Origin of the sequence: Streptomyces sp. NPDC005706, assembly GCF_040631045.1 — a bacterium.
Taxonomy (GTDB): domain Bacteria; phylum Actinomycetota; class Actinomycetes; order Streptomycetales; family Streptomycetaceae; genus Streptomyces.
Genome location: NZ_JBEXYS010000022.1, coordinates 11962 through 34466 on the forward strand (window position 1 = coordinate 11962; position 22505 = coordinate 34466).

Below are 22505 nucleotides of genomic sequence, written 5' to 3' on the forward strand. Positions count from 1 at the left end.
TCGAACCCCGCTCCCTCCGAGTCAAGCCGGACATCGAAAGGCAGTCATGGCCGGGATTCCTCCCATCGAGCCCTATGTGTTGCCGACGGCGGACACCTTGCCCGCCAACACCGCCCAGTGGACCGCCGACGCCGACCGTGCCGTGCTGCTCGTCCACGACATGCAGCACTTCTTCCTGGCACCCTTCCCGGACGGCGTCCGCGGCCCGCTGATCAGCAACGCGACGGCCCTGCGCGACCGCGCCGCCGCCCTCGGCGTCCCCGTGGCGTACACCGCCCAGCCCGGCAGCATGACCCAGCAGGAGCGCGGTCTGCTGGCCGACTTCTGGGGCGCCGGCATGCGGCGCGATCCCACGGACCGCGACGTCGCCGACGATCTGGCTCCGCGCGAGGGCGACTGGCGGCTGACGAAGTGGCGCTACAGCGCCTTCCACAACTCCTCGCTCCTGGAACGGATGCGGGAGGCCGGCCGCGACCAGCTGATCCTGTGCGGCGTCTACGCCCACATCGGCGTCCTGATGACGGCGGTCGAGGCCTTCACGAACGACATCCAGCCGTTCCTGGTCGCCGACGCCGTCGCCGACTTCGACGAGAGCCACCACCGGATGGCACTCGAGTACGCCGCCGGGCGCTGCGCGATGGTCGTCACCGCCAAGGAGGTCTTCGCATGACCGGCGCGACCGGCGACCTGCTCGACCACGTACTGTCCGGCCGCGCCGGCGCCTTCGCCCTGCTGCACCGGCCGGAGGCCGGCGGCCGCGGCGGTCTCGACGTGCTGGTCGGCGACGTCACCACCCCCGCGACGCTCGCGGAGATCCCGCTCCCGGACGCCCCGGCCCGGCCGGCCGGCGCCCACCACGAGGTCCTGGCGGTCGTGCCGTACCGTCAGATCGCCGAGCGCGGCTTCGTGGCGGCCGACGACGGCTCGCCCCTCGTCGCGCTCAGCGTGACCGGGCAGGAACGGGTCCTGCTGGCGGACGCCCTGCGCCGCATCCCCCAGGTGCCGACCGAGCTCGCGGACGCCCACTTCGACGTGGACGACGAGACCTACCAGCGACTCGTCCGCAGGGTCGTCGACGAGGTGATCGGCACGGGCGAGGGGGCCAACTTCGTCATCAAACGGTCCTTCGTCGCCACCATCACCGACTACCGGCCCGGCAGCGCCCTGTCGTTCTTCTCCCGGCTCCTCCAGCGCGAGGTCGGCGCCTACTGGACGTTCCTGATCCACACGGGGGAGCGCACCCTCGTCGGCGCCTCGCCCGAGCGGCACGTCAGCCTCGACGCCGGCACGGCCGTGATGAACCCGATCAGCGGCACCTACCGCTACCCGCCGTCCGGCCCCACCCTGCCGGGCGTCATGGACTTCCTCGCCGACCGCAAGGAGGCCGACGAGCTGTACATGGTGGTCGACGAGGAACTCAAGATGATGGCCCGGATCTGCGAGGCGGGAGGCCGGGTCAAGGGGCCGTACCTCAAGGAGATGGCCCGCCTCGCGCACACCGAGTACTTCATCGAGGGCCGCACCGGGCACGACGTGCGGGACATCCTGCGCGAGACCATGTTCGCCCCGACGGTGACCGGCTCCCCGCTGGAGAGCGCCTGCCGGATCATCGACGCGTACGAGCCCACGGAGCGCGGTTACTACAGCGGCGTCGCCGCGCTCGTGGGACGGGACGAGAACGGCGACCGGGCGATGGACTCCGCGATCCTCATCCGCACCGCGGAGATGGACGCGTCCGGCCGTGTCGAGATCGGTGTCGGTGCCACTCTGGTGCGGCACTCCGACCCCGTCCGCGAGGCCGCCGAGACCCGGGCCAAGGCGGCCGCCCTGGTGAGCGCGCTGGAATCCGGCGGGACCGGGGGCTTCGCCGACCACCCCGAGGTGCGCGGCGCCCTGGAGCGGCGCAACGACTCCATCGCCGGTTTCTGGCTGGACGGCGGCGGGGACGGACCGCGGGAGCACCCCCGGCTCGCCGGCCGGCGCGTCCTGGTCGTCGACGCGGAGGACACCTTCACGTCCATGATCGCCGGCCAGCTGCGCGCCCTCGGCCTGGACGTCGCGGTGCGCCGGTTCGACGAGGAGTACGCCTTCGAGGACCACGACCTCGTCGTGATGGGCCCCGGACCCGGCAATCCCCGTGACACGGCCCACCCCCGGATCGGCCACCTCCACACCGCCGTGCGCACCCTGCTCGCCGAACGCCGGCCCTTTCTCGCGGTGTGCCTGAGCCACCAGGTGCTCGGTCTCGCGCTCGGCCTGGACGTGTCCCGGCTGCCCGTTCCCAACCAGGGACTGCAGCGGGAGATCGACTACTTCGGGGCCGTCGAGCGGGTGGGCTTCTACAACGCCTTCGCCGTGGTGAGCGACGACGACAAGCGCGCGGTCGAGGGCGTCGGCGTGGTCGAGGTCAGCCGGGACCCGGTGACGGGCGAGGTCCACGGGCTGCGCGGACCGCACTTCATGTCCATGCAGTTCCACGCCGAGTCCGTGCTCACCCAGAACGGCCCGCGCATCCTGGCCGCCGCCCTTCAGGACGTTTTCACCCCATGACGAAAGAACAGCGGGAGATCTCCATGCACCCCTACGTGGTCGTCGACGCCTTCGCGACCGAGGTACTGAAAGGCAACCCGGTCGCCGTCTACTTCGACGCGGACGACCTGACGGTCAATCAGATGCAGGCGGTGGCACGGGAGATGAACCTCTCCGAGACCACCTTCGTCCTCGCCCCCGAGCAGGGCGGCGACGCCCGCGTGCGGATCTTCACCCCGGTCAACGAACTGCCCTTCGCGGGGCACCCGCTCCTCGGCACCGCCATCGCGATCGGCAACCGCGGCCCGCTGGACCAGCTCAAGCTGGAGACGGCCAAGGGCGTCATCCCCTTCGAGCTGGTCCGTGCGGACGGCACGGTCACCTCCGCCTGGATGCAGCAGCCCATACCGGAGTGGGAGCCCTTCGACCGCCGCGAGGAACTGCTGGCCGCGCTCGGGGTGCGGGACACCGCGCTGCCGGTGGAGATCTACCGCAACGGGCCCCGGCACGTCCTGGTCGGGCTGAGCAGCGTCGCGGAGCTGTCCGCGCTCCGCCCCGACCACCGCGCGCTCGGCGCGTTCGAGGACATGGCGGCCAACTGCTTCGCCGGTTCCGGCACGCGGTGGCGCAGCCGGATGTTCTCACCCGCGTACGGCGTCGTGGAGGACGCGGCCACGGGCTCCGCGGCCGGCCCCATCGCCATCCACCTGGCCCGGCACGGCCTGATCGAGTACGGGCAGCGGATCGTCATCACCCAGGGCGTGGAAATGGGCCGGCCCTCGCCCATGCACGCCCTCGCCGAGGGCGGCGGGGAGCAGATCACCCGCGTCGAGGTCGGCGGTGACGGGGTCATCGCGCTAGAGGGAGCGCTCCGCCTGTGACGCGTGCGCGCGCAGCTCATCCCCCCGTGGCCGGCACACCGGAAGGACTCATGAACAGCACCAGGTCGGAAAGCATGAGCGGGACCGTCGAGGTCTCCTTCCCCGAGTACGCGGAGCCGCCCGCCGAGCCCATGGGCCTGCTCAGGACGTGGCTCGCCGACGCGGCGCACCACCGGATCCGCGAGCCGCGGGCGCTGGCACTGGCCACCGCGGACGCGGCCGGCCGGCCCTCGACCCGCATCGTGGTGATCAACGAGGTGACGGACGACGGACTCGTGTTCATCACGCACGAGGGAAGCCGCAAGGGCCGCGAACTGGCGGTCAACCCATGGGCGTCGGGTGTCCTGTACTGGCGCGAGACCAGCCAGCAGATCGTCGTCGACGGGACCGCGGTCAAGCTTTCCGACGCGCGGACCGACGCCCTGTGGCACGCCCGCCCCGTGTTCACCCACGCCATGACGACCGCCTCCCGGCAGAGCGAGCCGATCGGCGGACTCGACGAGGTCGAGGAGCTGCGCCGGCGAGCCCTGGAACTGGGGGAGAGCGGGGCGCCGCTGCCCCGCCCGGCGGGCTTCGCCGGCTACGAACTGCGCTTCGAGGGAGTGGAGTTCTGGGCCAACGGCACCGACCGGCTGCACGAGAGGCTGCGTTACGACCGTACCGGCGACGGCTGGCGCGTCGGGCGCCTGCAGCCCTGACCCGGCACCCACGCACCGCACCACCCGTCCAAGCCGAACCCGTCGAACCCGTCGAACCCGTCGAAGCGGAACGCGAGTACACCATGCAGTCAGCCGCCTCCCTCCTCCACTCCGGATTCCTGGCCTCGGTCCGGCGCGTCCCGGAGAACCCCGCCCTGTCCCTGCACGGACGGACGTGGACCTACCGGGAACTGGACGGCATCGCCCGCCTGTGGGCCGGGGCGCTCACGCGGCCGGGCGGGCGGCCGGGGCGCGTCGCCATCCTCGGCCACCGCAGCATCGTCACCTACGCGGGATTCCTGGCCGCGCTGTACGCGGGCGCGACCGTGGTCCCGCTGAACAAGAAGTATCCCGTCGCGCGCAACAGGGACATCCTGGAGCGCGCGGAGGCCGACGCCCTGCTGGCCGACGCGGGCTCCCACGCACATCTCGGCCCGCTCCTCGACGGCCTGGCCGACGCCCCCGCCGTGGTGCTGCCGGAGAGCGACGAGGCGCCCGGCACGCTCCCCGCGACGGTCCGCACCCTCACCCGCGGTGATCTGGCGGACCGCGTCCAGCCGGCCGAGCCCGTGGCCGTCGCTCCCGGGGACGGTGCCTATCTGCTGTTCACGTCCGGCACCACGGGCCTTCCCAAGGGCGTGCCGATCTCGCACGCCAACGCGGCCGCGTTCCTGTCCGCCAACACCGAGCGGTACCGGTTCACGGAGCACGACCGGTTCACCAACACCTTCGACCAGACCTTCGACCTGTCGGTCTTCGATCTGTTCATGGCCTGGGGAAGCGGCGGATGCCTGGTGCCGATGGACACCTACGACCTGATGACCCCGCTGGACTTCGTGCGCGACAACGACATCACCGTCTGGTTCTCGGTCCCGTCGGTGGCGGTGCTCCAGCACCGCCGCGGCGCACTGGAGCCGGGCCGCCTGCCGTCGCTGCGGTGGAGCCTGTTCTGCGGGGAGGCGCTGCCGGCGGCCACCGCGCAGGCCTGGCAGGAAGCGGCGCCCGGATCCGTGGTGGAGAACCTGTACGGGCCGACGGAGGCGACCATCGCCTGCCTGGTGCACCGCTGGGATCCGAGGACGTCCCCGGCCGGTGTGGTCAACGGGGTCGTCTCGATCGGTTCCCCCTACCCGGGCATGGCCGCCGCCGTACTGGCCGAGGACGGCAGCCCCGTTCCGGACGGTGAGACCGGCGAACTCTGCCTCACCGGTCGCCAGGTCTTCGAGGGCTACCTGAACGCACCCGAGCAGACCAGGAGCGCCTTCCACGTTCTTTCGTCCGCGTTCGGCCCCGACCACCGCTGGTACCGCACCGGCGACCTCGTGCGCCGGCTGGTGAGCGGCGAGTACGGCTACGTGGGCCGGCTGGACACCCAGGTCAAGATCCTGGGCCACCGCATCGAGACGGGCGAAGTGGAGGCGCACCTGCTCCGCCAGGAGCGCGTCGACCAGGCCGTGGTCGTGCCCGTCCCGGGGGACGAGGAGGGCGTGACGGTGCTGGCCGGCATCCTCGCGGGCGACGGCATCGACGTCTACGACGTGGACGAGGAACTGCGCCGGACGCTGCCCCCGTACATGATCCCCCTCACCTACCACCTGCTGGACGCCTTTCCGCTGAACGACAACGGCAAGGTCGACCGCAAGGCGCTGCGCCGGCGGGTCGAGTCCGGGGAACTGGAGCCGGTCCTTCTGTGAGCGGGTCGTCGAGGCCCTCCGTCAACGTGTCCGATCAGAACGTGTCCGATCAGAGAGGAACGCCGCAGATGAACCACGCTGCCGCGATCGCAGCCCTGCGAGACCGCGTGCGCGGTGAGGTGCTGCTGCCGGGTGACGACGGGTTCGCCGCCCGGTGCGCGGGCTTCCAGACCGCCTACCGGCACCGGCCCTCCGTACTCGTCCGCGCCGCCGGGGCCGACGACGTGGCGGCCGCCGTGACGTACGCCGCCGAGCGGGACCTTCCGGTGGCGGTCCAGGCGACCGGGCACGGCCTCTCGGTCGCCACGGACGGGGGCGTGCTCATCAGCACCGCGCGGCTCACCCGGGTCGAGGTCGACGCCGCGGCCCGCACGGCACGGATCGGGGCGGGCACGCGTTTCGCCGCCGTCATCGACGCCGCGTCCCGCCACGGCCTGGCCCCGCTCAACGGCTCGGCGCCCGGTGTGGGGGTGACGGGGTACGTCCTGGGCGGTGGACTGGGGCTGCTGGGAAGAGAGTTCGGGTACGCGGCGGACCGGGTCAGGTCCATCGACCTCGTCACCGCCGACGCCCGGTCGCGGCGGGTCACCGCGGACAGCGACCCCGAGTTGTTCTGGGCCCTGCGCGGCGCCGGCGCGAACTTCGGCGTGGTCACCGGCATGGAGATCGACCTCGTCCCGGTCAGCCGACTGTACGGGGGAGAGCTGGTCTTCGACCTCGCCCGCACCCCGGGCCTGCTCGCCGACTACCTCCGCTGGACCGAAACGCTCCCCGAGGAGCTGACGTCCTCGGTCTCCCTGCTCGACTACCCTGACCTGCCGTTCTTCCCGGCCGTGCTGCGCGGCCGGTTCGCGGCCCACGTGCGCGTCGCGTACACCGGCGACTCCCGCGACGGTGAGCGGCTGCTCGCCCCGCTGCGGGCCCTCGGCCCCCGTCTGTCGGACACCGTCGCGGAGATGCCCTACACCGAGTGCGGCGCGATCTACGACGACCCGCCGCAGCCGCACGCCTACCAGGGCGACAACGTCCTGCTGCGCGCCTTCGGCCCGGACCAGGCGGCCGAGGTGACGGATCTGGTGGGACCGGGTGCCGCCGTGCCGTGTGTGCTCGACGTCCGCCATCTGGGCGGGGCCCTCGGCCGGCCCGCCCAGGTGCCCAACGCGGTGGGGCACCGCTCCGCCCGGTACCTGCTGCGCGTGCTGACGCCCCTGATGGGCGCGGGGCCGGACGAGGCGCGGGCCATCGCCGGCAAGGTGCTGGGGGCGCTCGCGGCGGAGTCCGTCGGCGGCCGGTTCCAGAGCCTCGTGTACGGAGGGTGCGCGGACGGGCCCCCGGCGGCACCGGCCACGGATTTCTGGGAGCCGGCCGATCACCGCCGACTGGCCGCGCTGAAGAAGGAAATCGACCCCGCCAACATGTTCCGCCTCAACCGGAACATCGAGCCCGCGGGCTGAACGGAAAAAACCGCGGAACAAGCCGTTCACGGTGTGCGGCGCCCCGAATTCCCGGGGCGCCGCTCAGGCATTTCCTATGCCGCGGAATCCGTACGGCCGAGCCCGGCCAGGGCGGGGCCGAGATTGCCCAGGGAATCCAGGGAATGCGGGCCCTCGATGGTCGCCTCCACGTCGAACCACGCCCGGAAGTCCACCGGATACCCGATGAGTTCGGCAGGGCTGCGGGGCAGCTCGGCGGCCCGGGCGGCTTCCTCCGACTCCCACAGCAGAAGGGCTCCCCACCGGCCGGTCGACGGGTCCGAGAGCCATGTCTTCAGCAGCAGACCCGGTATGTCCGTCCAGTGCTTCGACTCCTCGCGAATGAAATCGCGCAGAGTTCCCGCGGTCTGCCGTGATTCGGTGAGGTCCCACCACGCAATCATTGCCTTCATTCCCTCAGTCTAGGGGCGCGGAACCCCACCCGTCGCGGGCTGCTCAAACAAAGACCGTGCCGCGATGGCGAATTGAGTAGTGATTACTCAGGCGGGGGCCGCGGGGCGGTGATCGAATGAGGGATATCGGCCACGGCCGGCGCGGGACCCGCACGACACGGACCGTCCGGCCCCCGCCATGCCGGCTGCTGACATTGGAGGACGAGTGGCGCCAACCGATCTGTCGATCCTGGACCTGCCGCACGACGCGGATCCGGACCCCGACGAGCTGGTCCGGGCGGCGATGGAGTGGCACTTCAGCCCGGAGACCGGATCGCCGTTCTGGCTGAAGCGGGCGGAGTCCCTGGACTTCAACCCCCTGTCGGACGTCAAGAGCCATTCCGACCTGGCCCTCTTCCCCAATGTGGCGAACGAGCTGCGGGACGTGCCGGCGGCGGACCTGGTGCCGCGCGGCTACGGCGAACACGCGGACGTCGTGGGCGTCTTCGAGAGCGGCGGCACCACCGGCGCGCCCAAGCGGGTGGTCTGCACGGAGGACTGGCTGCGGAAGCTGGTCGGCTGGAGCAACGCCAACCTCGACGTGCACGGCTTCCCGCGCGGCGTCGACTGGCTGGGCATCACCCCGTCCGGACCCCACGTCGTCGGTGAGATCTTCCGGCGCTCGGCCCGTACCCACGGCCGCTACGCCTTCCAGATCGACCTCGACCCCCGCTGGGTCAAGCGCCTGATCTCGGAGGGCAAGGGCGGCCAGGCGGACGCGTACGCCGAACACGTCATCGACCAGGCCGCGTTCATCCTGCGCACCCAGGACATCGGCGTCATGACGGTCACCCCGCCGCTGCTGGAGCGCATCGCCCAGCGCGAGGAACTCGTCGAGCTGGTCAACCGGAAGGTGAAGGCCATCCGGTGGGGCGGCACCCAGATGGACCCCGACACGGAGGCCCTCTACCGGACCGACATCTTCCCCGGCACGACCCTCTACGGGCACTACGGCAGCACGATGATCCTGGGCATCGCCGGCCAGCGCCACGGCACCCCGCTGGGCGAGCCCTGCGTGTTCGACACGTTCTCGCCGTACATCACCTTCCAGGTCGTGGACCCCGCCACCCGCGAACCCGTCGCCCACGGGGAGCGCGGCCAGGTCGTCATGCACCACGTCAGCAAGGCCCTGCTGCTGCCCAACAACCTCGAGCGCGACACCGCGATCAGGGTGCCGGCGCCCGAGGGCCGGACGGGTGACTCGGCCGCCGGCATCGCCCCGGTCGCCCGCTTCGAGGACGAGGCCGTCATCGAGGGGGTCTACTGATGTCCGCCGAGCCGGGGCGGCCGGACGCACCGGACGCCGGGGTGCCCGTACTGGACGCACTCGGCCCGGCCGGGCCGTACCGCGCCCACAGCCGCCAGGAGGTCACCGACGTGACCGGGGCGGTCATGGCCGAGCTGAGCCTCGTGCCCGCGCTCTACGTCAACCGGGCGATGAAGGCCCTGCACGCCGCGACGCCGCTGCCCGCAGCCGAGCGGGCGGGCGCCCTGGCCCGCGCCGCCGAGCTGTTCCGCACGGCGACCCTGGGCGGGATGACGGTCCGCGAGTACGAGACGGCCGTCAGCCGCGTCTGCGGCCTGCCGATCGAGGTCGTCCGGATCGCGACCGTCACCTGCGCCGACCGCGTCGCGAACTCCTACCGCAGCGTCCAGCTCGCCCGGCCCACCGGAGCCGTACCCGACTGGCGCGACCCGCTGGTGCGCACCTCCGAGGCCGTGTGGACGCGGCGCGGCGAGGTCATGGCCGTCCACGTGCCCGGCAACCACCCCGGCACGCACGGGTTCTGGCCGGAGGCGCTGGCTCTCGGCTACCGGATCGCCGTCCGCCCCGCCGTCCGCGAGCCGTTCACCGCGCACCGCCTGGTCCTCGCCCTGCGGGAGGCCGGGTTCGGCGGCGACCACGTCGTCCTGCTGCCCTGCGGCCACGAGGCGGCCGACGCCATCGTGCGGAGCGCCGACCTCGCCTACGGCGGCGACGAGATCATCCGGCGGTACGCCGACGACCCCGGCGTGCTCTCCCTGCAGCCCGGCCGCTCGAAGATCCTCCTGACCGCCGACACCGACTGGCGCGATCACCTCGACATGATCGTCGACTCGGTCGCCCGGCACGCCGGCAGCGGCTGCGTCAATGCCACCGCCGTACTGGTCGAGGGCGACCCCGCCCCGCTCGCGGGCGCGATCGCCGAGCGGCTGGCCGCGCTGCCCAGCCTGCCGCCGCACGACGAGAAGGCCGTCCTGCCCGTGCAGAACACCAAGGCGGCGCGGGCGCTGGAGAAGTTCGTGCTGGACCGGGCCCAGGGCACCCGCGCCTGGCTCGGCGGCACCGGGTTCGTCGACGAACTCGGTGACGGCAGCGCCGTCCTGCGCCCGGCCGTCCACCAGGTCGACTCCGCCGGCGCTCCCCAGCTCTCCGCCGAAGTCCCCTTCCCTTGCGTGTGGGTGGCGCCGTGGAGCCGTGCGGACGGTGCCGAGGCACTGCGCGACACCCTGGTCCTCACCGCCGTCACCGAGGACGAGGACCTCGTGCAGGCGCTGATCGACGAACCGACGATCAGCAACGTGCACATCGGCAGCCACGCCACCCACTGGCACCGTCCCGGTCTGCCGCACGACGGCTACCTGGGCGAGTTCCTGATGCGAAGCAAGACCGTCGTCCGCGTCTGAAGCAGGGAGCCGAGAGCGCAGACGCACACCGTCCGCCCCGGACGGCCCGAGCAATGTCCGGTCAGCAGCCGCTGCGAACCCAGGGAGCGATGTGTCCCGCCGCCTTTTCACCTCGGAGTCCGTGACCGAAGGTCACCCCGACAAGATCGCTGACCAGATCAGCGACGCCATCCTCGACGAGCTCCTGCGCCAGGACCCCACCTCGCGCGTCGCCGTGGAGACCCTGATCACCACCGGCCTGGTCCATGTCGCCGGCGAGGTGACGACCAGGGCGTACGCCGACATCCCGGCGCTGATCCGCGCCAAGGTCCTGGAGATCGGCTACGACTCCTCGCAGAAGGGCTTCGACGGCGCGTCGTGCGGTGTGGAGGTCTCCATCGGCGCGCAGTCCCCGGACATCGCGCAGGGCGTCGACACGGCGTACGAGCAGCGGGTCGAGGGTGCCCCCCGGCGGGAGGACGGGGACGAGCTTGACCGGCAGGGCGCGGGCGACCAGGGCCTGATGTTCGGCTACGCCACCGACGAGACGCCCGAACTGATGCCGCTCCCGATCCACCTCGCCCACCGGCTGTCGCGGCGGCTGACCGAGGTCCGCAGGGACGGGACCCTCGCGTACCTGCGTCCCGACGGCAAGACCCAGGTCACCGTCGAGTACGACGGCGACCGGGCGGTCCGCCTGGACACCGTCGTGGTCTCCACGCAGCACGCCCCGGACATCGACCTGGAGTCCCTGCTGACGCCCGACGTCCGCGAGCACGTGGTCGAGCACGTGCTGGCCCAACTGGCCGCCGACGGCCTGAAACTGGAGACCGAGGGCTACCGCCTGCTGGTCAACCCGACGGGCCGGTTCGAGATCGGTGGCCCGATGGGCGACGCGGGCCTGACCGGCCGGAAGATCATCATCGACACGTACGGCGGCATGGCGCGGCACGGCGGCGGCGCCTTCTCCGGCAAGGACCCGTCGAAGGTGGACCGCTCGGCCGCGTACGCCATGCGGTACGTGGCCAAGAACGTGGTCGCGGCCGGCCTCGCCGCGCGCTGCGAGGTGCAGGTCGCGTACGCCATCGGCAAGGCCGAACCGGTGGGCCTGTTCGTGGAGACCTTCGGCACCCACACCGTGGACGTGAACCTGATCGAGGACGCCATCGCGGCGGTCTTCGACCTGCGCCCGGCGGCCATCATCCGCGACCTCGACCTGCTCCGCCCGATCTACGCCCGGACCGCCGCCTACGGCCACTTCGGCCGTGAACTGCCGGACTTCACCTGGGAGCGCACCGACCGCGTCGACGCGCTGCGCCGGTCCGTGGGCCTCTGACGGGACACGGACGAGACTCGACGGGAGCACGCAGCGATGCGCATAGCGGTGTCAGGGTCGATAGCGACCGACCACCTCATGGCCTTCCCCGGCCGATTCACCGACCAGCTGATCCCCGACCAGCTCGACCACGTCTCCTTGTCCTTCCTGGTCGACGACCTGGAAGTGCGCCGGGGCGGGGTCGCCGCCAACATCGCCTACGGCCTCGGCCGGCTGGGCCTGACCCCCCTGCTGGTCGGGTCCGTCGGTCTCGACTTCGGCGCGTACGAGGTCTGGCTCAAGGACCACGGCGTCGACACGAGCGCGGTGCGGGTGTCGGAGACGGCGCAGACCGCACGGTTCGTCTGCCTCACGGACCAGGACAGCAACCAGATCGCCGCCTTCTACGCGGGCGCGATGAGCGAGGCCCGGGAGATCGACCTGCGGCCCCTGGCCGCACGGCAGCGGCCGGACCTCGTCCTGGTCTGCGCGAACGACCCGGCGGCGATGATCCGCCACACCCGGCAGGCCCGGGAACTGGGCGTCCCCTTCGCCGCCGACCCCTCCCAGCAGCTCGCCCGGCTGACGGGCCCGGAGGCCGCCGAACTCGTGGACGGCGCCACCTGGCTGTTCACCAACGAGTACGAGGCCGCACTGCTCGTCGAGCGGACCGGCCGCACGCGCGAGGACCTCCTCGCGAGCGCCGGCACCTGGGTGACCACCCTCGGCGAACGCGGCGTACGGATCGAGCGGCAGGGCGAGCCGGAGCTCCTCGTCCCGGCCGTCCCGTGCGCCCGGGTGACCGACCCGACCGGTGCCGGCGACGGATTCCGGGCCGGCTTCCTCGCGGCCGTCGCCGCCGGCCTGCCGCCGGCCGCGGCCGGCCGGCTGGGCTGCGCCGTGGCCGCCTCGGTGCTGGACGCCGTCGGCCCCCAGGGCTACGAGGCCGACACCGGCCGGCTGGAGGAACGCGTACGGGCCACCTACGGGCCCGCGGCCGCCGCACAACTGCGGCCCGTCCTCGGGTCGGGCACATGACGCTGCGCGAGACGCTCGCCTCCGGCACCCGGTCGTTCTCCTTCGAGTTCTTCCCGCCCAGGACGCAGGCCGGACACCGCAACGTGTGGGACGCCATCCGGCGCATCGAGGCGCTGGCGCCCACCTTCGTCTCGGTCACCTACGGAGCGGGCGGCTCCTCCCGGGACCGGACCGTCGAACTGACCAAGCGGATCGCGTCCGACACGACCCTGCGCCCGGTGGCGCATCTCACCGCCGTGGGGCACTCGGTCGCCGAACTGCGCCGCATCATCGGCCAGTACGCGGACGCCGGGGTGCGCGACGTCCTGGTCCTGCGGGGAGATCCGCCGGGGGACCCGCGCGGGCCCTGGACACCGCACCCGGACGGTCTCACCTACGCCCACGAACTGGTCACCCTGGTAAGGGAGTCCGGGGCGTTCAGCGTCGGCGTGGCGGCGTTCCCGGAACGCCATCCGCGCTCCGCCGACTGGGACAGCGAGATCCGGCACTTCGTGGCCAAGTGCCGGGCGGGCGCCCACTACGCCATCACGCAGATGTTCTTCGACGTCGACGACTACCTGCGGCTGCGCGACCGGGTGGCCGCCGCGGGCTGCGACCTGCCGATCATCCCGGAGATCATGCCGGCGACCGACGCGCGGCAGATCCGCCGCTTCGCCGAACTCAGCGACGCGGCCTTCCCGGCGCGGCTCGCCGACCGGCTCGAAGCCGCACGCGACCGGCCCGCCGAGGGCCACCGCATCGGTGTGGAGTACGCCGTCGCCATGTCCGAGCGGCTGCTGGCGGAAGGAGCGCCGGGGCTGCACTACATCACGCTGAACCGGTCCACGGCGACGCTGGACATCCACCGCGCCGTCATGGCCACCCAGGGCGTCACCGCCTGAACCCCGGCGGCACGACCCGGCCGGGCATTCCATAAGCGGAATGCCGGGCCGGGTCGTGCCGCTGTGTCATACCCACGTCCATAAACGACAGTTCTGCCGGTCAGGGAAGGTTTTTATTGGACACCTTCCGGTGGGCGGCAGATGATTCTGGGGAACCGCCGAGTGGCGATCCGAAGGGGAGGAGTGGAGTGCACGCATCCCATGCGAATCCACGGGAAGTGAATTTCGCAGCCGTCGTCGCCGAAATCTGGTGTGAGGTTCTGGAAGTCCCCGCGGTGGGCGACGAGGACAACTTCTTCGATCTCGGCGGGCACTCCCTGCTGCTCCAGATGGTCCGCGAGCGAGTCATCCAGCGCACCGGTGAGGACATCGAGCTCATCGAGTTCTTCACGCACCCGACCGTACGGTCGCTCGCGCGCCGCCTCGCGGGCGAGGGGGCCACGGCGGCCGATGCCCGGCGCCGCCCGGCCGGCCGGCCGAACCGGCTGGGAAATCGGCGGGCCCGGCTCGGCGAAAACGCCTCGGACACCCGCGGAGAATTCGGTGAGTGATTTCGAAACCCGAGAAGGAGGCGACGGTTTCATCGCCGTCGTCGGAATGGCGGGCCGTTTTCCCGGCGCCGCCGACGTGGACGAATTCTGGGCCAACCTCTCGGCGGGCACGGACTCCATCACCCGCGACACCCCTCAGATCTTCCCGGGCGGCGCCCCCGACGGTGGCGACCTCACCTATGTGCCGTCCCGCGGCCGGCTCGACGGCGCCGAGTGGTTCGACGCCGGCTACTTCGGCTACTCCGCGAGGGAGGCGTTCCTGATCGACCCGCAGCACCGGGTCTTCCTGGAATGCGCGGCAGCGGCCCTGGAGGACGCCGGCGCGGACCCGGACCGCTTCCCCGGCGCGATCGGCGTCTACGGCGGCTGCACCGAAACCCGGTACGCGGACGCGCTCCGGGCCCAGCGGGCGCGGCTCACCGGAGTCACCGAGGACGACATCGCGCTGGGCACCGCCCCCGACTTCCTGGTCTCCCGCACGGCCGAGCGCCTCGGCCTGCGCGGCCCCGCGGTCGCCGTGCAGTCGGCCTGCGCGACCGCCCTGGTGGCCGTCCACACGGCCGGCCGGGCCCTGCTCGCCGGGGACTGCGACATGGCCCTGGCGGGCGGCGTCGCCGTGCACGTGCCGCCCAAGACGATCACGTGGACCGGACCGGACGGCACGCTGGCGCCCGACGGCGTCTGCCGCGCCTTCGACGCCAAGGGCGAGGGCACCGTCGCCGGCAACGGAGTCGGCGTCGTCGTCCTCAGGCGGCTGTCCGACGCGCTCGCCGACGGCGACCACATCCGCGCGGTCGTCCGGGGGTCCGCCGTGACCAACGACGGTTCCGGCCGCATCGGCTTCACCGCCCCCACCGTGGCCGGGCAGGCCGCCGCGGTGCGCGAGGCGCAGCTCACCGCCGGCACCGACGCGCGCACCGTCACCTACGTCGAGACCCACGGCACCGCCACCCCGCTCGGCGATCCGATCGAGGTCGCGGCCCTCACGCAGGCCTTCCGCGCCGACACCGACGAGCGGGGCTTCTGCTCCATCGGCTCGGTGAAGACCAACATCGGGCACGCCGACGCGGCGGCCGGTGCCGCGGGCTTCATCAAGACCGTCCTGGCGCTCGGGCACCGGCGGATCCCGCCGAGCCTGCACTTCACCGAGCCGAACCCGGCGATCGACTTCGAGACCGGCCCGTTCAGGGTCGCGACCGAACTCACCGACTGGGAGCCGGGCGACGCCCTCGTCCGGCGCGCCGGGGTCAGCTCCTTCGCCGTCGGCGGCGTCAACGCCCACCTGGTGCTGGAGGAGGCCCCGCGGCGGACGCCGGTCGAGTCCGAGCGGCGCGCCCGCCTGCTGGTGCACTCCGCGCGCACCCCCGCCGCGCTGCGCGCCCGGATGGCCCGGTTCGACGAGCGGCCGGCCGGCGCGTCGGCCCCGGCACACGCCGATGCCGCCTGGACGCTCCAGACGGGCCGGCGCGAGCACGAGTACCGCGCGTTCACCGTCGCCGGCGACGGCCCGGCGCGCGAACCGGTCCGCTCGGCCGAACCCCCGCGGGTCAGGCCCGTGGTGTTCGCCTTCCCCGGCCGGGTCGGCCCGGCGGAGGCCTGGCGGCTGCACACCGGCGAGCCCGCGTTCCGGGCGGCCTTCGACGCCGTCCTGGACAGCGCCGACGACCGGATCGTCCCCACGGTGCGCGCCGTCGCCAGAGGGCTGGCCTGGCCCGACGACCCGGTGGTGCGCGACACCTACGTCCTCGCCTTCGAGTACGCCCTGGCGGCGCTCTGGCAGCGCTGGGGCATCCGGCCCGGCGCGGTCCTCGGCACCGGGACCGGCTCCCTGACCGCGGCCGTCGTGGCGGGCGTCCTCACGGTCGCCGACGCGGTACGGCTCATCGCGGACCCGGACCGGGCCCGCGGCGGCGAGGACGGACTCCGCACGCCGGTGACGGGCCTGGACCCGCGGCCGCACCGGATACCCGTGGTCCTCGGCGACGGCACCTGGAACGACACCGGTACCCCGATCCCGGCCGAACGCTGGGCGGATGAACTGCGCACCGCCACCGGACCGGACGCCGCGCTGGACACGGTCCTGGCCGACCCCGAGCGGATCCTCCTTCAGGTCGGCGCCGGCTCGGGCCTGGTCACGCTCGCCCGGCAGCAGCCCCGCCACACCGACGGCCACCTCCTGCTGGCCGCGCTGGACGGGCTCGACGACGGCGGTGACGCGCTGGCGGTCCTCTACGACGCACTCGGGCGGCTGTGGCTGTCCGGCGCCAGGGTCTCCTGGACGGGCGTGCACGACGGAGAGCGCAGGGCCAAGGTGGCGCTGCCGACCTACCCCTTCGAACGGCTGCCGTACCTGGTGCGCCACCCCGCGCAGGAGGCGCGGACGGCCACCGGCGGCACCCCCGTGAGCGGTGCCGCGGCCGACGCGCCCATGGCCGGCGAGCCCACCGCGGTCAGCGGCGACCCGGCGCGGGAGAGCGGGCCGGACTCCGGCGACCGCCCCGCCGACGACACCCCCCTCGGCGTGGTGCTGCGGCTGTTCGGCGAGGCGCTCGGACTGCCCGACATCGAACCGGACGAGAGCTTCTTCGAGCTCGGCGGCGACTCCCTCATCGCCATGAAGCTCTTCGCCCAGCTCAAGGAGATCTACCCGGTCGAGATCAAGATGCGTTCGCTTTTCGACGCCGCGACCGCGGCCGATCTGGCCGCGCTGATCGAGCAGCGGCTGGCCGACCCGCACCTGGACACGGAAGAGGAGTCCGCATGAGCGCCACCGGAGCGGCGACCGGCACCGGCCCCGCGCCCGAGGCCGGCACGACGGCCGAGCTGCGGGCGCGGTGGCTCTCCGGCCGCCGGCCCAAGACGGAGACCACGCTCGACCTGTACTGCTTCGCCCACGCGGGCGGCTCGGCGGGGGAGTTCGTACGCTGGGGCGGCGCCCTGCCCGGCATCCGCCTGTGGGCGGTGAAGCTGCCCGGCCGCGTGCCGCGGCAGGACGAGGCCCCGTACCTGAGCATCAGCGACCTGGTCAGCGACCTCGTCGAGCAGGTCGACTTCGGACAGCGTGACTTCGCCTTCTTCGGGCACAGTCTGGGCGCGCTGATCGCCTTCGAGACCACCCGGGCCCTGCGCCGGGCCGGTCTGCGCGTGCCCCGCGCCCTGCTCCTGTCCTCCATGCGGCCGCCGCCCATCAGCACGCGGCGCAACGTCCACCAGCTCCCCGACGACGAGCTGCTGGCCGAGATCGAGCGCCGCTGGGGCGCGCTGCCCCTGGTCGTCCAGGAGGCGCCGGACCTCAAGCGGCTCGCGCTGCGCTACCTGCGCGCCGACGCCGAACTCGCCGACTCCCACGAGTACGTCGCCGAGGAACCGCTGGACATCCCGATCACCACGTTCGCGGGCGACGAGGAGGACCCCGGCCAGCTCGACTGGTCCGCCCACACCCGGAGCACCTTCACCAAGCACCTCCTGCCCGGCGGCCATTTCTACTTCCGCGACCCGCGGACGCAGGCCGAACTCCTGCGCCTCATAGGCGACGCGCTCGCCACGGAGATCTGAAGGACAGCCATGCGTTACACCACCTTCGGCCGCAACACCGGCCTGCGCGTCTCCGAATACGCGCTCGGTACCGCCAACTTCGGCACCCTGTGGGGCGGCGGCGCCAGCCGCGAGGAGTCCCGCAAGATCTTCGACCGCTTCGCCGAAGCCGGCGGCACCTTCATCGACTCGGCCGACAACTACCAGATCGGCGAGTCCGAGAAGCTCCTGGGCGAGTTCCTGGGCGCCGACCGCGACCACTTCGTGGTCGGCACCAAGTTCACGCTGGGCGCCGGGCGCGCCCGGATCTCCAACACGGGCAACAGCGCCAAGAACATCCGCGGCTCGGTCGAGGCCAGCCTCCGGCGGCTCGGCACCGACTACATCGACGTCTACTGGGCGCACCTGCCCGACTCGGTCACCCCGGTCGAGGAGATCCTCACGGCCCTCGACCGCCTCGTCCGGGACGGCAAGATCCTGCACGCCGGGCTCTCCAACTTCCCGGCCTGGCGGATCTCCCGCGCCGTCACCCTCGCCGAACTGCGCGCGACGGCCCGCCTGGTGGGCATCCAGTTCGAGTACAGCCTCGCCGAGCGCGGCGCCGACCGCGAGCTGATTCCCATGGCCGAGGCCCTGGGCCTGGGCACCGCCCTCTGGGCCCCGCTCGGCGGAGGGCTGCTCACCGGCAAGTACCGGCAGAGCCGCCGCGGCCGCCTCAGCGACTGGGAGGGCCAGGCCATCCGGGTCGAGGACTCCGAGCAGCGCACCGGGATCATCGACGCCGTGCTCGCCGTGGCGGAGGAGACCGGCGCCCCCGCCGGGCAGGTCGCCATGGCCTGGCTGCGCGCCCGCGCGGAACGCTCGGCCACCACGATGGTGCCGGTCATCGGCCCGCGCACCGCCGACCAGCTCGAGGACTACCTCACCGCGCTGGAACTCGCCTTGGACGAGACGCAGTTCGAGCGCCTGGAGCAGGCGTCCGTCATCCGTCCGGGACAGCCCTACGAGCTGATCGCCGGCCACCGGGACGCCGCGCTGGGCCGTCAGTCCGGCCGGTTCGTCCGGCCGGTCACCCCCGTGGCCTGACAGGCCCGCGCGAGCACGGAACCCACACGAGAAAGGGAAGGGCGGACCGCATGACGGATCTCGCACCGGACGAGCCCGGCTTCGACCCCGAGGGCCACGTCGCCGTCATCGGCATGGCGGCGCGCTTCGGACAGGCCACGGACCTCGACGCGTTCCGCGAGCACGGGGCCGACGGCGCCACGGACGCGACCGCCGGGCCGCCGGCCGACGCCTACGCGTTCGACCACAGGTTCTTCGGCGTCTCGCCGCGCGAGTCGGTGATGCTCGACCCGCAGCAGCGGATCCTCCTGGAGTGCGCCCAGCACGCCCTGGAGGACGCCGCCCACGACCCGGCCCGCGACGAGACGGTCGTCGGCATCTACGCGGGCGGCGCGACCACCGGGCACGCGGCGCGGCTGCGCGGTCGGGGCGCCGGGACGCCCCACTTCGACGACCGGCAGGTCCGGGCCGCCACCGGGGCCGACTTCCTGGCCTCGCGGGTCGCCTACAAGCTGGGGCTGACCGGTCCCGCCGTCTCGGTGCAGGCCGCCGGGGCGACCGCGCTGGTCACGGTGCACACCGCCGTCCAGGCGCTGCTGGGTGGCGAGTGCGACCTCGCCCTGGCCGGGTCGGTCACCGTGCACGACCCCGGCGACGCCGCCGCCGGCGGCTGCGCGGTCGCCGTGCTGAAGCCGCTCCGGGCGGCCCTGGACGCAGGCGACCGGATCCACGCCGTCGTCCGCGGCACCGCCGTCGGCTCCGCGGGGGCCGGCGAGTCCCCGGAGGCGGGCCGGGCCCGTATCGCCCGGGACGCCCTGGCGGTGAGCGGGCTCGCCGCGGCACCGGACGCCGTGGAGGACGCGCCCGCCGGGACGAGCGTCACCGACACGGCACCGGCCGCGGCCGCCTTCGTACGGGCCGTCCTCGCCGTGCACGGCGCGGCCGGCCGGACCGGCCACGAGGGCGTGCCGCGCCGCGCCGCGGTCAGCGCCCGTGGCCCCTTCGGCACGCACGCCCACGCGATCGTCGAACAGCCCCCGGCGGCCGTCGCCGGGGCTTCCCCGGCCGCCACTGGCTGGCAGCTGCTGCCGTACTCGGCCAGGTCGGCGACCGCGCTCGCCGCGGTGGCGGCGCGGCTAGGACAGCGGCTGCGGCGGGCCGGGAGCAGCGAGGAGCTCCAGGACGCGGCATGGACCCTGCAGACCGGCCGGACGCGGTACGCGCACCGCGGCTTCGTCGTGGCCCAGGACGCGGACGAGGCCGCCGCCGCGCTCGCCGAGGTCAAGGTCAGGACCAAGGACCGGTCCGGCGGGGCTCAGGCGGGAAGCCCGCCGCCCGTGGTCTTCACCTTCCCCGGGCACGGCGGCCAGCACGCCGGCATGGCACGCGGGCTGTACCGCCTCGATCCGCGCTTCCGGGCGGACCTGGACGCGTGCGTCGCGCACGTCCGGGAAGCCTCCGGCATCGACCTCGGCGTCGTCTTCGACCCCGAGGGGGAGGAGCGCGAGGAGGCGGCCCGGCGGTCCGTCGCGGACGGTCGGATCGCTCAACTCGCGGTGTTCGTGCTGGAATACGCCCTCGCGAAGACGTTCATCCGCTGGGGCGTCCGGCCGGCGGCGGTCGTCGGCCACAGCCTCGGCGGTTACGCCGCGGCGTGCGTCGCCGGGGTGTTCTCCTTCCCCGACGCGGTCAGGATGGTCCTCAAGCGCACCGAGCTGCTGCTGAGCCTCGCGCCGGGCGCCATGGCGGCGGTACGGCTGCCCGAGGCCGAACTGCTCCCGCTGCTCCCCGAGGGCGTCGGGATCGCCGTGATCAGCGGCCCCGACCAGGTGACCGTGTCCGGGCCGCGCGAGCAGGTGGCGCGGTTCGTCGAGGAGCACGCCGCCAAGGGGCTGGAGACGCGCCTGCTGAAGGTCCCGGGCGCCGGCCACTCCTCGCTGGTCGACGCCGTGCTGGACGAGTACGAGGCCTTCCTCGCCGCCATCACGTTCCACCGGCCGGCGATCCGGGTGGTCTCCGACACCACCGGGACCTGGGCCGACCCGGAGGAGATCCGCACCCCCGCGTACTGGTGCCGCCACATGCGCCACGCGGTGCGGTACCACGACGTGCTGGAGACGCTGAACGCCTTCCAGGGCTGTGCCCTCGTCGAGGTCGGCCCCGGCACCACCCTCACCTCGCTGGCCCGCCGCCACGCCGAGCTGCGCTGGAACCACCCGATCCTGCCCGCCCTGCCGCACCCGACCGACGAGACGCCCGACCCGAAGGTCCTGCTGTCGGCGGTCGGTGCGCTGTGGGCCGCCGGCGTCGACATCGCCTGGCCGGCGCTGCACCCCGGGCGCGCCCCCCGCAGGACCTCGCTGCCGGGCTACCCCTACGAGCGCACCGCGTTCCCCGCGCCCGCGGCCTGACCGGGCGCCTCCCGCACTTCGCACTCCGCTCGACCCACCCATCGACCACGCAGACCAGGAGAGCTTCGACCATGGGCAAGAGCCTCTACGAGCTGGGCGAGATGCCGCCGCTCGGCACCGTTCCCGAGAAGATGTACGCGTCCGTGATCCGCCCGGACCGCTACGGCGAGCCGCGCAAGTCCTTCACCACCGAGGTCATCGACACCCCGAAGCCGGGGCGCGGCCAGGTCCTCGTCTGGGTGATGGCGGCGGGCATCAACTACAACAACGTCTGGGCCGGCCTCGGCTACCCGCTGGACGTGATCGCCGCCCGCCAGAAGCGTGGCGAGCCCGAGGACTTCCACATCGGCGGCTCCGAGGGCTCGGGCGTGGTCTTCGCCGTGGGCGAGGGGGTCTCCGGGGTCTCCGTGGGCGACCAGGTGGTGCTCTCCGGCGGCCAGTGGGACGAGACCGCGGAGGACATCCGCCTCGGCGGAGACCCGACCCTCTCGCCCACCCTCCAGGCATGGGGATACGAGTCCAACTACGGCACCTTCGCCCAGTTCGCGCTCGTCGACGACTACCAGTGCCACCCGAAGCCGGAGAACCTCACCTGGGAGTCCGCGGCCTCCTTCATCCTCACCGGTTCGACCGCGTACCGCCAGCTGTTCGGCTGGGCGCCCAACACGGTCAGGCCGGGGGACCCGGTGCTCGTCTGGGGCGGCGCCGGCGGGCTGGGTTCCATGGCCATCCAGCTGGTGCGCAACGCGGGCGGTCTGCCCGTCGCGGTGGTCTCCAGCGAGGAGCGCGCCGAGTACTGCCGCGGCCTCGGAGCCGTCGGCACGGTCAACCGGCGCGACTTCTCGCACTGGGGCCGGATGCCCGACCTCAACGATCCCGTCGCCTTCGGCACGTGGATGGGGGAGCTGCGGCGCTTCGGCCGCGCCTACTGGAAGGCGCTGGGCGAGCGCCGCGCGCCCAGGATCGTCCTGGAGCACAGCGGTCAGGACACCATCCCCACCTCCATGTACATGTGCGAGAACGGCGGCATGGTCACCATCTGCGGCGGCACCTCCGGTTACGCGGCCGACGTAGACCTGCGCTTCTTGTGGATGCGGCAGAAGCGGCTGCAGGGCTCGCACGGCTTCAACCCGGCCCAGTGCCGCGCCGTGATCCACCTGGTCGCCTCCGGGCAGCTCGACCCCTGCCTCTCCGGGCTGTTCGGCCTCGAGGAGATCGGCGAGGCCCACCAGCTGATGCACGAGAACCGCCAGCCCCCCGGAAACATGGCCGCGCTCATCAACGCGCCGCGGGCGGGGCTGACCGGCCTCGCCTGAACGGTCCCCGGGAAATGTCCGC

General features: G+C 73.0%; 18 protein-coding genes. 17 read left to right on the top strand and 1 reads right to left on the bottom strand.

All coding sequences use genetic code 11. The features are described from left to right. Nucleotides 1-46 precede the first annotated feature (46 nt). From ABZ478_RS27840 to ABZ478_RS27865, 6 genes are all read left to right on the top strand, one after another. Nucleotides 47-670 carry an isochorismatase family protein gene (locus ABZ478_RS27840; protein WP_359553437.1) on the top strand — a complete coding sequence of 208 codons (624 nt, stop codon included), beginning with the start codon at nt 47-49 and terminating at the stop codon, nt 668-670. Beyond that, entirely contained in the window at nt 667-2550 is a 1884-nt protein-coding gene (locus ABZ478_RS27845; RefSeq protein WP_359553438.1) for an anthranilate synthase family protein, read from the top strand. Before ABZ478_RS27840 ends, ABZ478_RS27845 begins: the two co-directional genes overlap by 4 nt. Next, nucleotides 2547-3410: a PhzF family phenazine biosynthesis isomerase gene (locus tag ABZ478_RS27850; protein ID WP_359553439.1), complete on the top strand. Its 864-nt coding sequence runs from the start codon at nt 2547-2549 to the stop codon at nt 3408-3410. Before ABZ478_RS27845 ends, ABZ478_RS27850 begins: the two co-directional genes overlap by 4 nt. Before the next feature lie 74 nt (nt 3411-3484). Beyond that, nucleotides 3485-4108 carry a phenazine biosynthesis FMN-dependent oxidase PhzG gene (phzG, locus tag ABZ478_RS27855; protein ID WP_359553441.1) on the top strand — a complete coding sequence of 208 codons (624 nt, stop codon included), beginning with the start codon at nt 3485-3487 and terminating at the stop codon, nt 4106-4108. Between the two features lie 83 nt (nt 4109-4191). After that, nucleotides 4192-5802, top strand: coding sequence for an amino acid adenylation domain-containing protein (locus tag ABZ478_RS27860; protein WP_359553442.1), 1611 nt, complete (start codon nt 4192-4194; stop codon nt 5800-5802). Nucleotides 5803-5870: 68 nt separating this feature from the next. Next, nucleotides 5871-7256, top strand: a complete 1386-nt coding sequence (locus tag ABZ478_RS27865) for an FAD-binding oxidoreductase (RefSeq protein WP_359553443.1) — start codon at nt 5871-5873, stop codon at nt 7254-7256. Nucleotides 7257-7330: 74 nt separating this feature from the next. On the opposite strand, the gene ABZ478_RS27870 is transcribed toward ABZ478_RS27865, so the two are convergent. After that, the gene (locus tag ABZ478_RS27870) at nt 7331-7687 is read right to left on the bottom strand and encodes a hypothetical protein (protein WP_359553445.1); all 357 of its coding nucleotides are present in this window, start codon (nt 7685-7687) and stop codon (nt 7331-7333) included. A 205-nt stretch (nt 7688-7892) separates the two neighbouring features. On the opposite strand from ABZ478_RS27870, the gene ABZ478_RS27875 reads away from it, so the two are divergent. From ABZ478_RS27875 to ccrA, 11 genes are all read left to right on the top strand, one after another. Then, on the top strand, nt 7893-8993 hold the full coding sequence (locus tag ABZ478_RS27875; RefSeq protein WP_359553447.1) for a phenazine antibiotic biosynthesis protein: 1101 nt from the start codon (nt 7893-7895) through the stop codon (nt 8991-8993). Next, on the top strand, nt 8993-10393 hold the full coding sequence (locus ABZ478_RS27880; RefSeq protein ID WP_359553448.1) for an aldehyde dehydrogenase family protein: 1401 nt from the start codon (nt 8993-8995) through the stop codon (nt 10391-10393). The genes ABZ478_RS27875 and ABZ478_RS27880 overlap by 1 nt, the downstream gene beginning before the upstream one ends. Nucleotides 10394-10484: 91 nt before the next feature. After that, nucleotides 10485-11708: a methionine adenosyltransferase gene (gene metK, locus ABZ478_RS27885; protein ID WP_359553449.1), complete on the top strand. Its 1224-nt coding sequence runs from the start codon at nt 10485-10487 to the stop codon at nt 11706-11708. A gap of 36 nt (nt 11709-11744) precedes the next feature. Further along, nucleotides 11745-12725, top strand: coding sequence for a carbohydrate kinase family protein (locus ABZ478_RS27890; protein ID WP_359553451.1), 981 nt, complete (start codon nt 11745-11747; stop codon nt 12723-12725). After that, nucleotides 12722-13606, top strand: coding sequence for a methylenetetrahydrofolate reductase [NAD(P)H] (gene metF, locus ABZ478_RS27895; RefSeq protein ID WP_359553453.1), 885 nt, complete (start codon nt 12722-12724; stop codon nt 13604-13606). Before ABZ478_RS27890 ends, metF begins: the two co-directional genes overlap by 4 nt. A 188-nt stretch (nt 13607-13794) precedes the next feature. Continuing rightward, complete coding sequence (locus ABZ478_RS27900) at nt 13795-14157, top strand: phosphopantetheine-binding protein (protein WP_359553454.1); 363 nt, start codon at nt 13795-13797, stop codon at nt 14155-14157. Next, entirely contained in the window at nt 14150-16921 is a 2772-nt protein-coding gene (locus ABZ478_RS27905; RefSeq protein WP_359553456.1) for a beta-ketoacyl synthase N-terminal-like domain-containing protein, read from the top strand. Before ABZ478_RS27900 ends, ABZ478_RS27905 begins: the two co-directional genes overlap by 8 nt. Beyond that, entirely contained in the window at nt 16918-17712 is a 795-nt protein-coding gene (locus tag ABZ478_RS27910; protein WP_359553457.1) for an alpha/beta fold hydrolase, read from the top strand. The genes ABZ478_RS27905 and ABZ478_RS27910 overlap by 4 nt, the downstream gene beginning before the upstream one ends. Before the next feature lie 9 nt (nt 17713-17721). After that, a complete protein-coding gene (locus ABZ478_RS27915; protein ID WP_359553458.1) occupies nt 17722-18777 on the top strand; it encodes an aldo/keto reductase in 1056 nt (351 codons plus the stop codon). A 50-nt stretch (nt 18778-18827) separates the two neighbouring features. After that, the gene (locus ABZ478_RS27920; RefSeq protein ID WP_359553459.1) at nt 18828-21167 is read left to right on the top strand and encodes a type I polyketide synthase; all 2340 of its coding nucleotides are present in this window, start codon (nt 18828-18830) and stop codon (nt 21165-21167) included. A 71-nt stretch (nt 21168-21238) separates the two neighbouring features. Beyond that, nucleotides 21239-22483, top strand: a complete 1245-nt coding sequence (gene ccrA, locus ABZ478_RS27925) for a crotonyl-CoA carboxylase/reductase (RefSeq protein ID WP_359553461.1) — start codon at nt 21239-21241, stop codon at nt 22481-22483. Nucleotides 22484-22505: the final 22 nt, after the last annotated feature.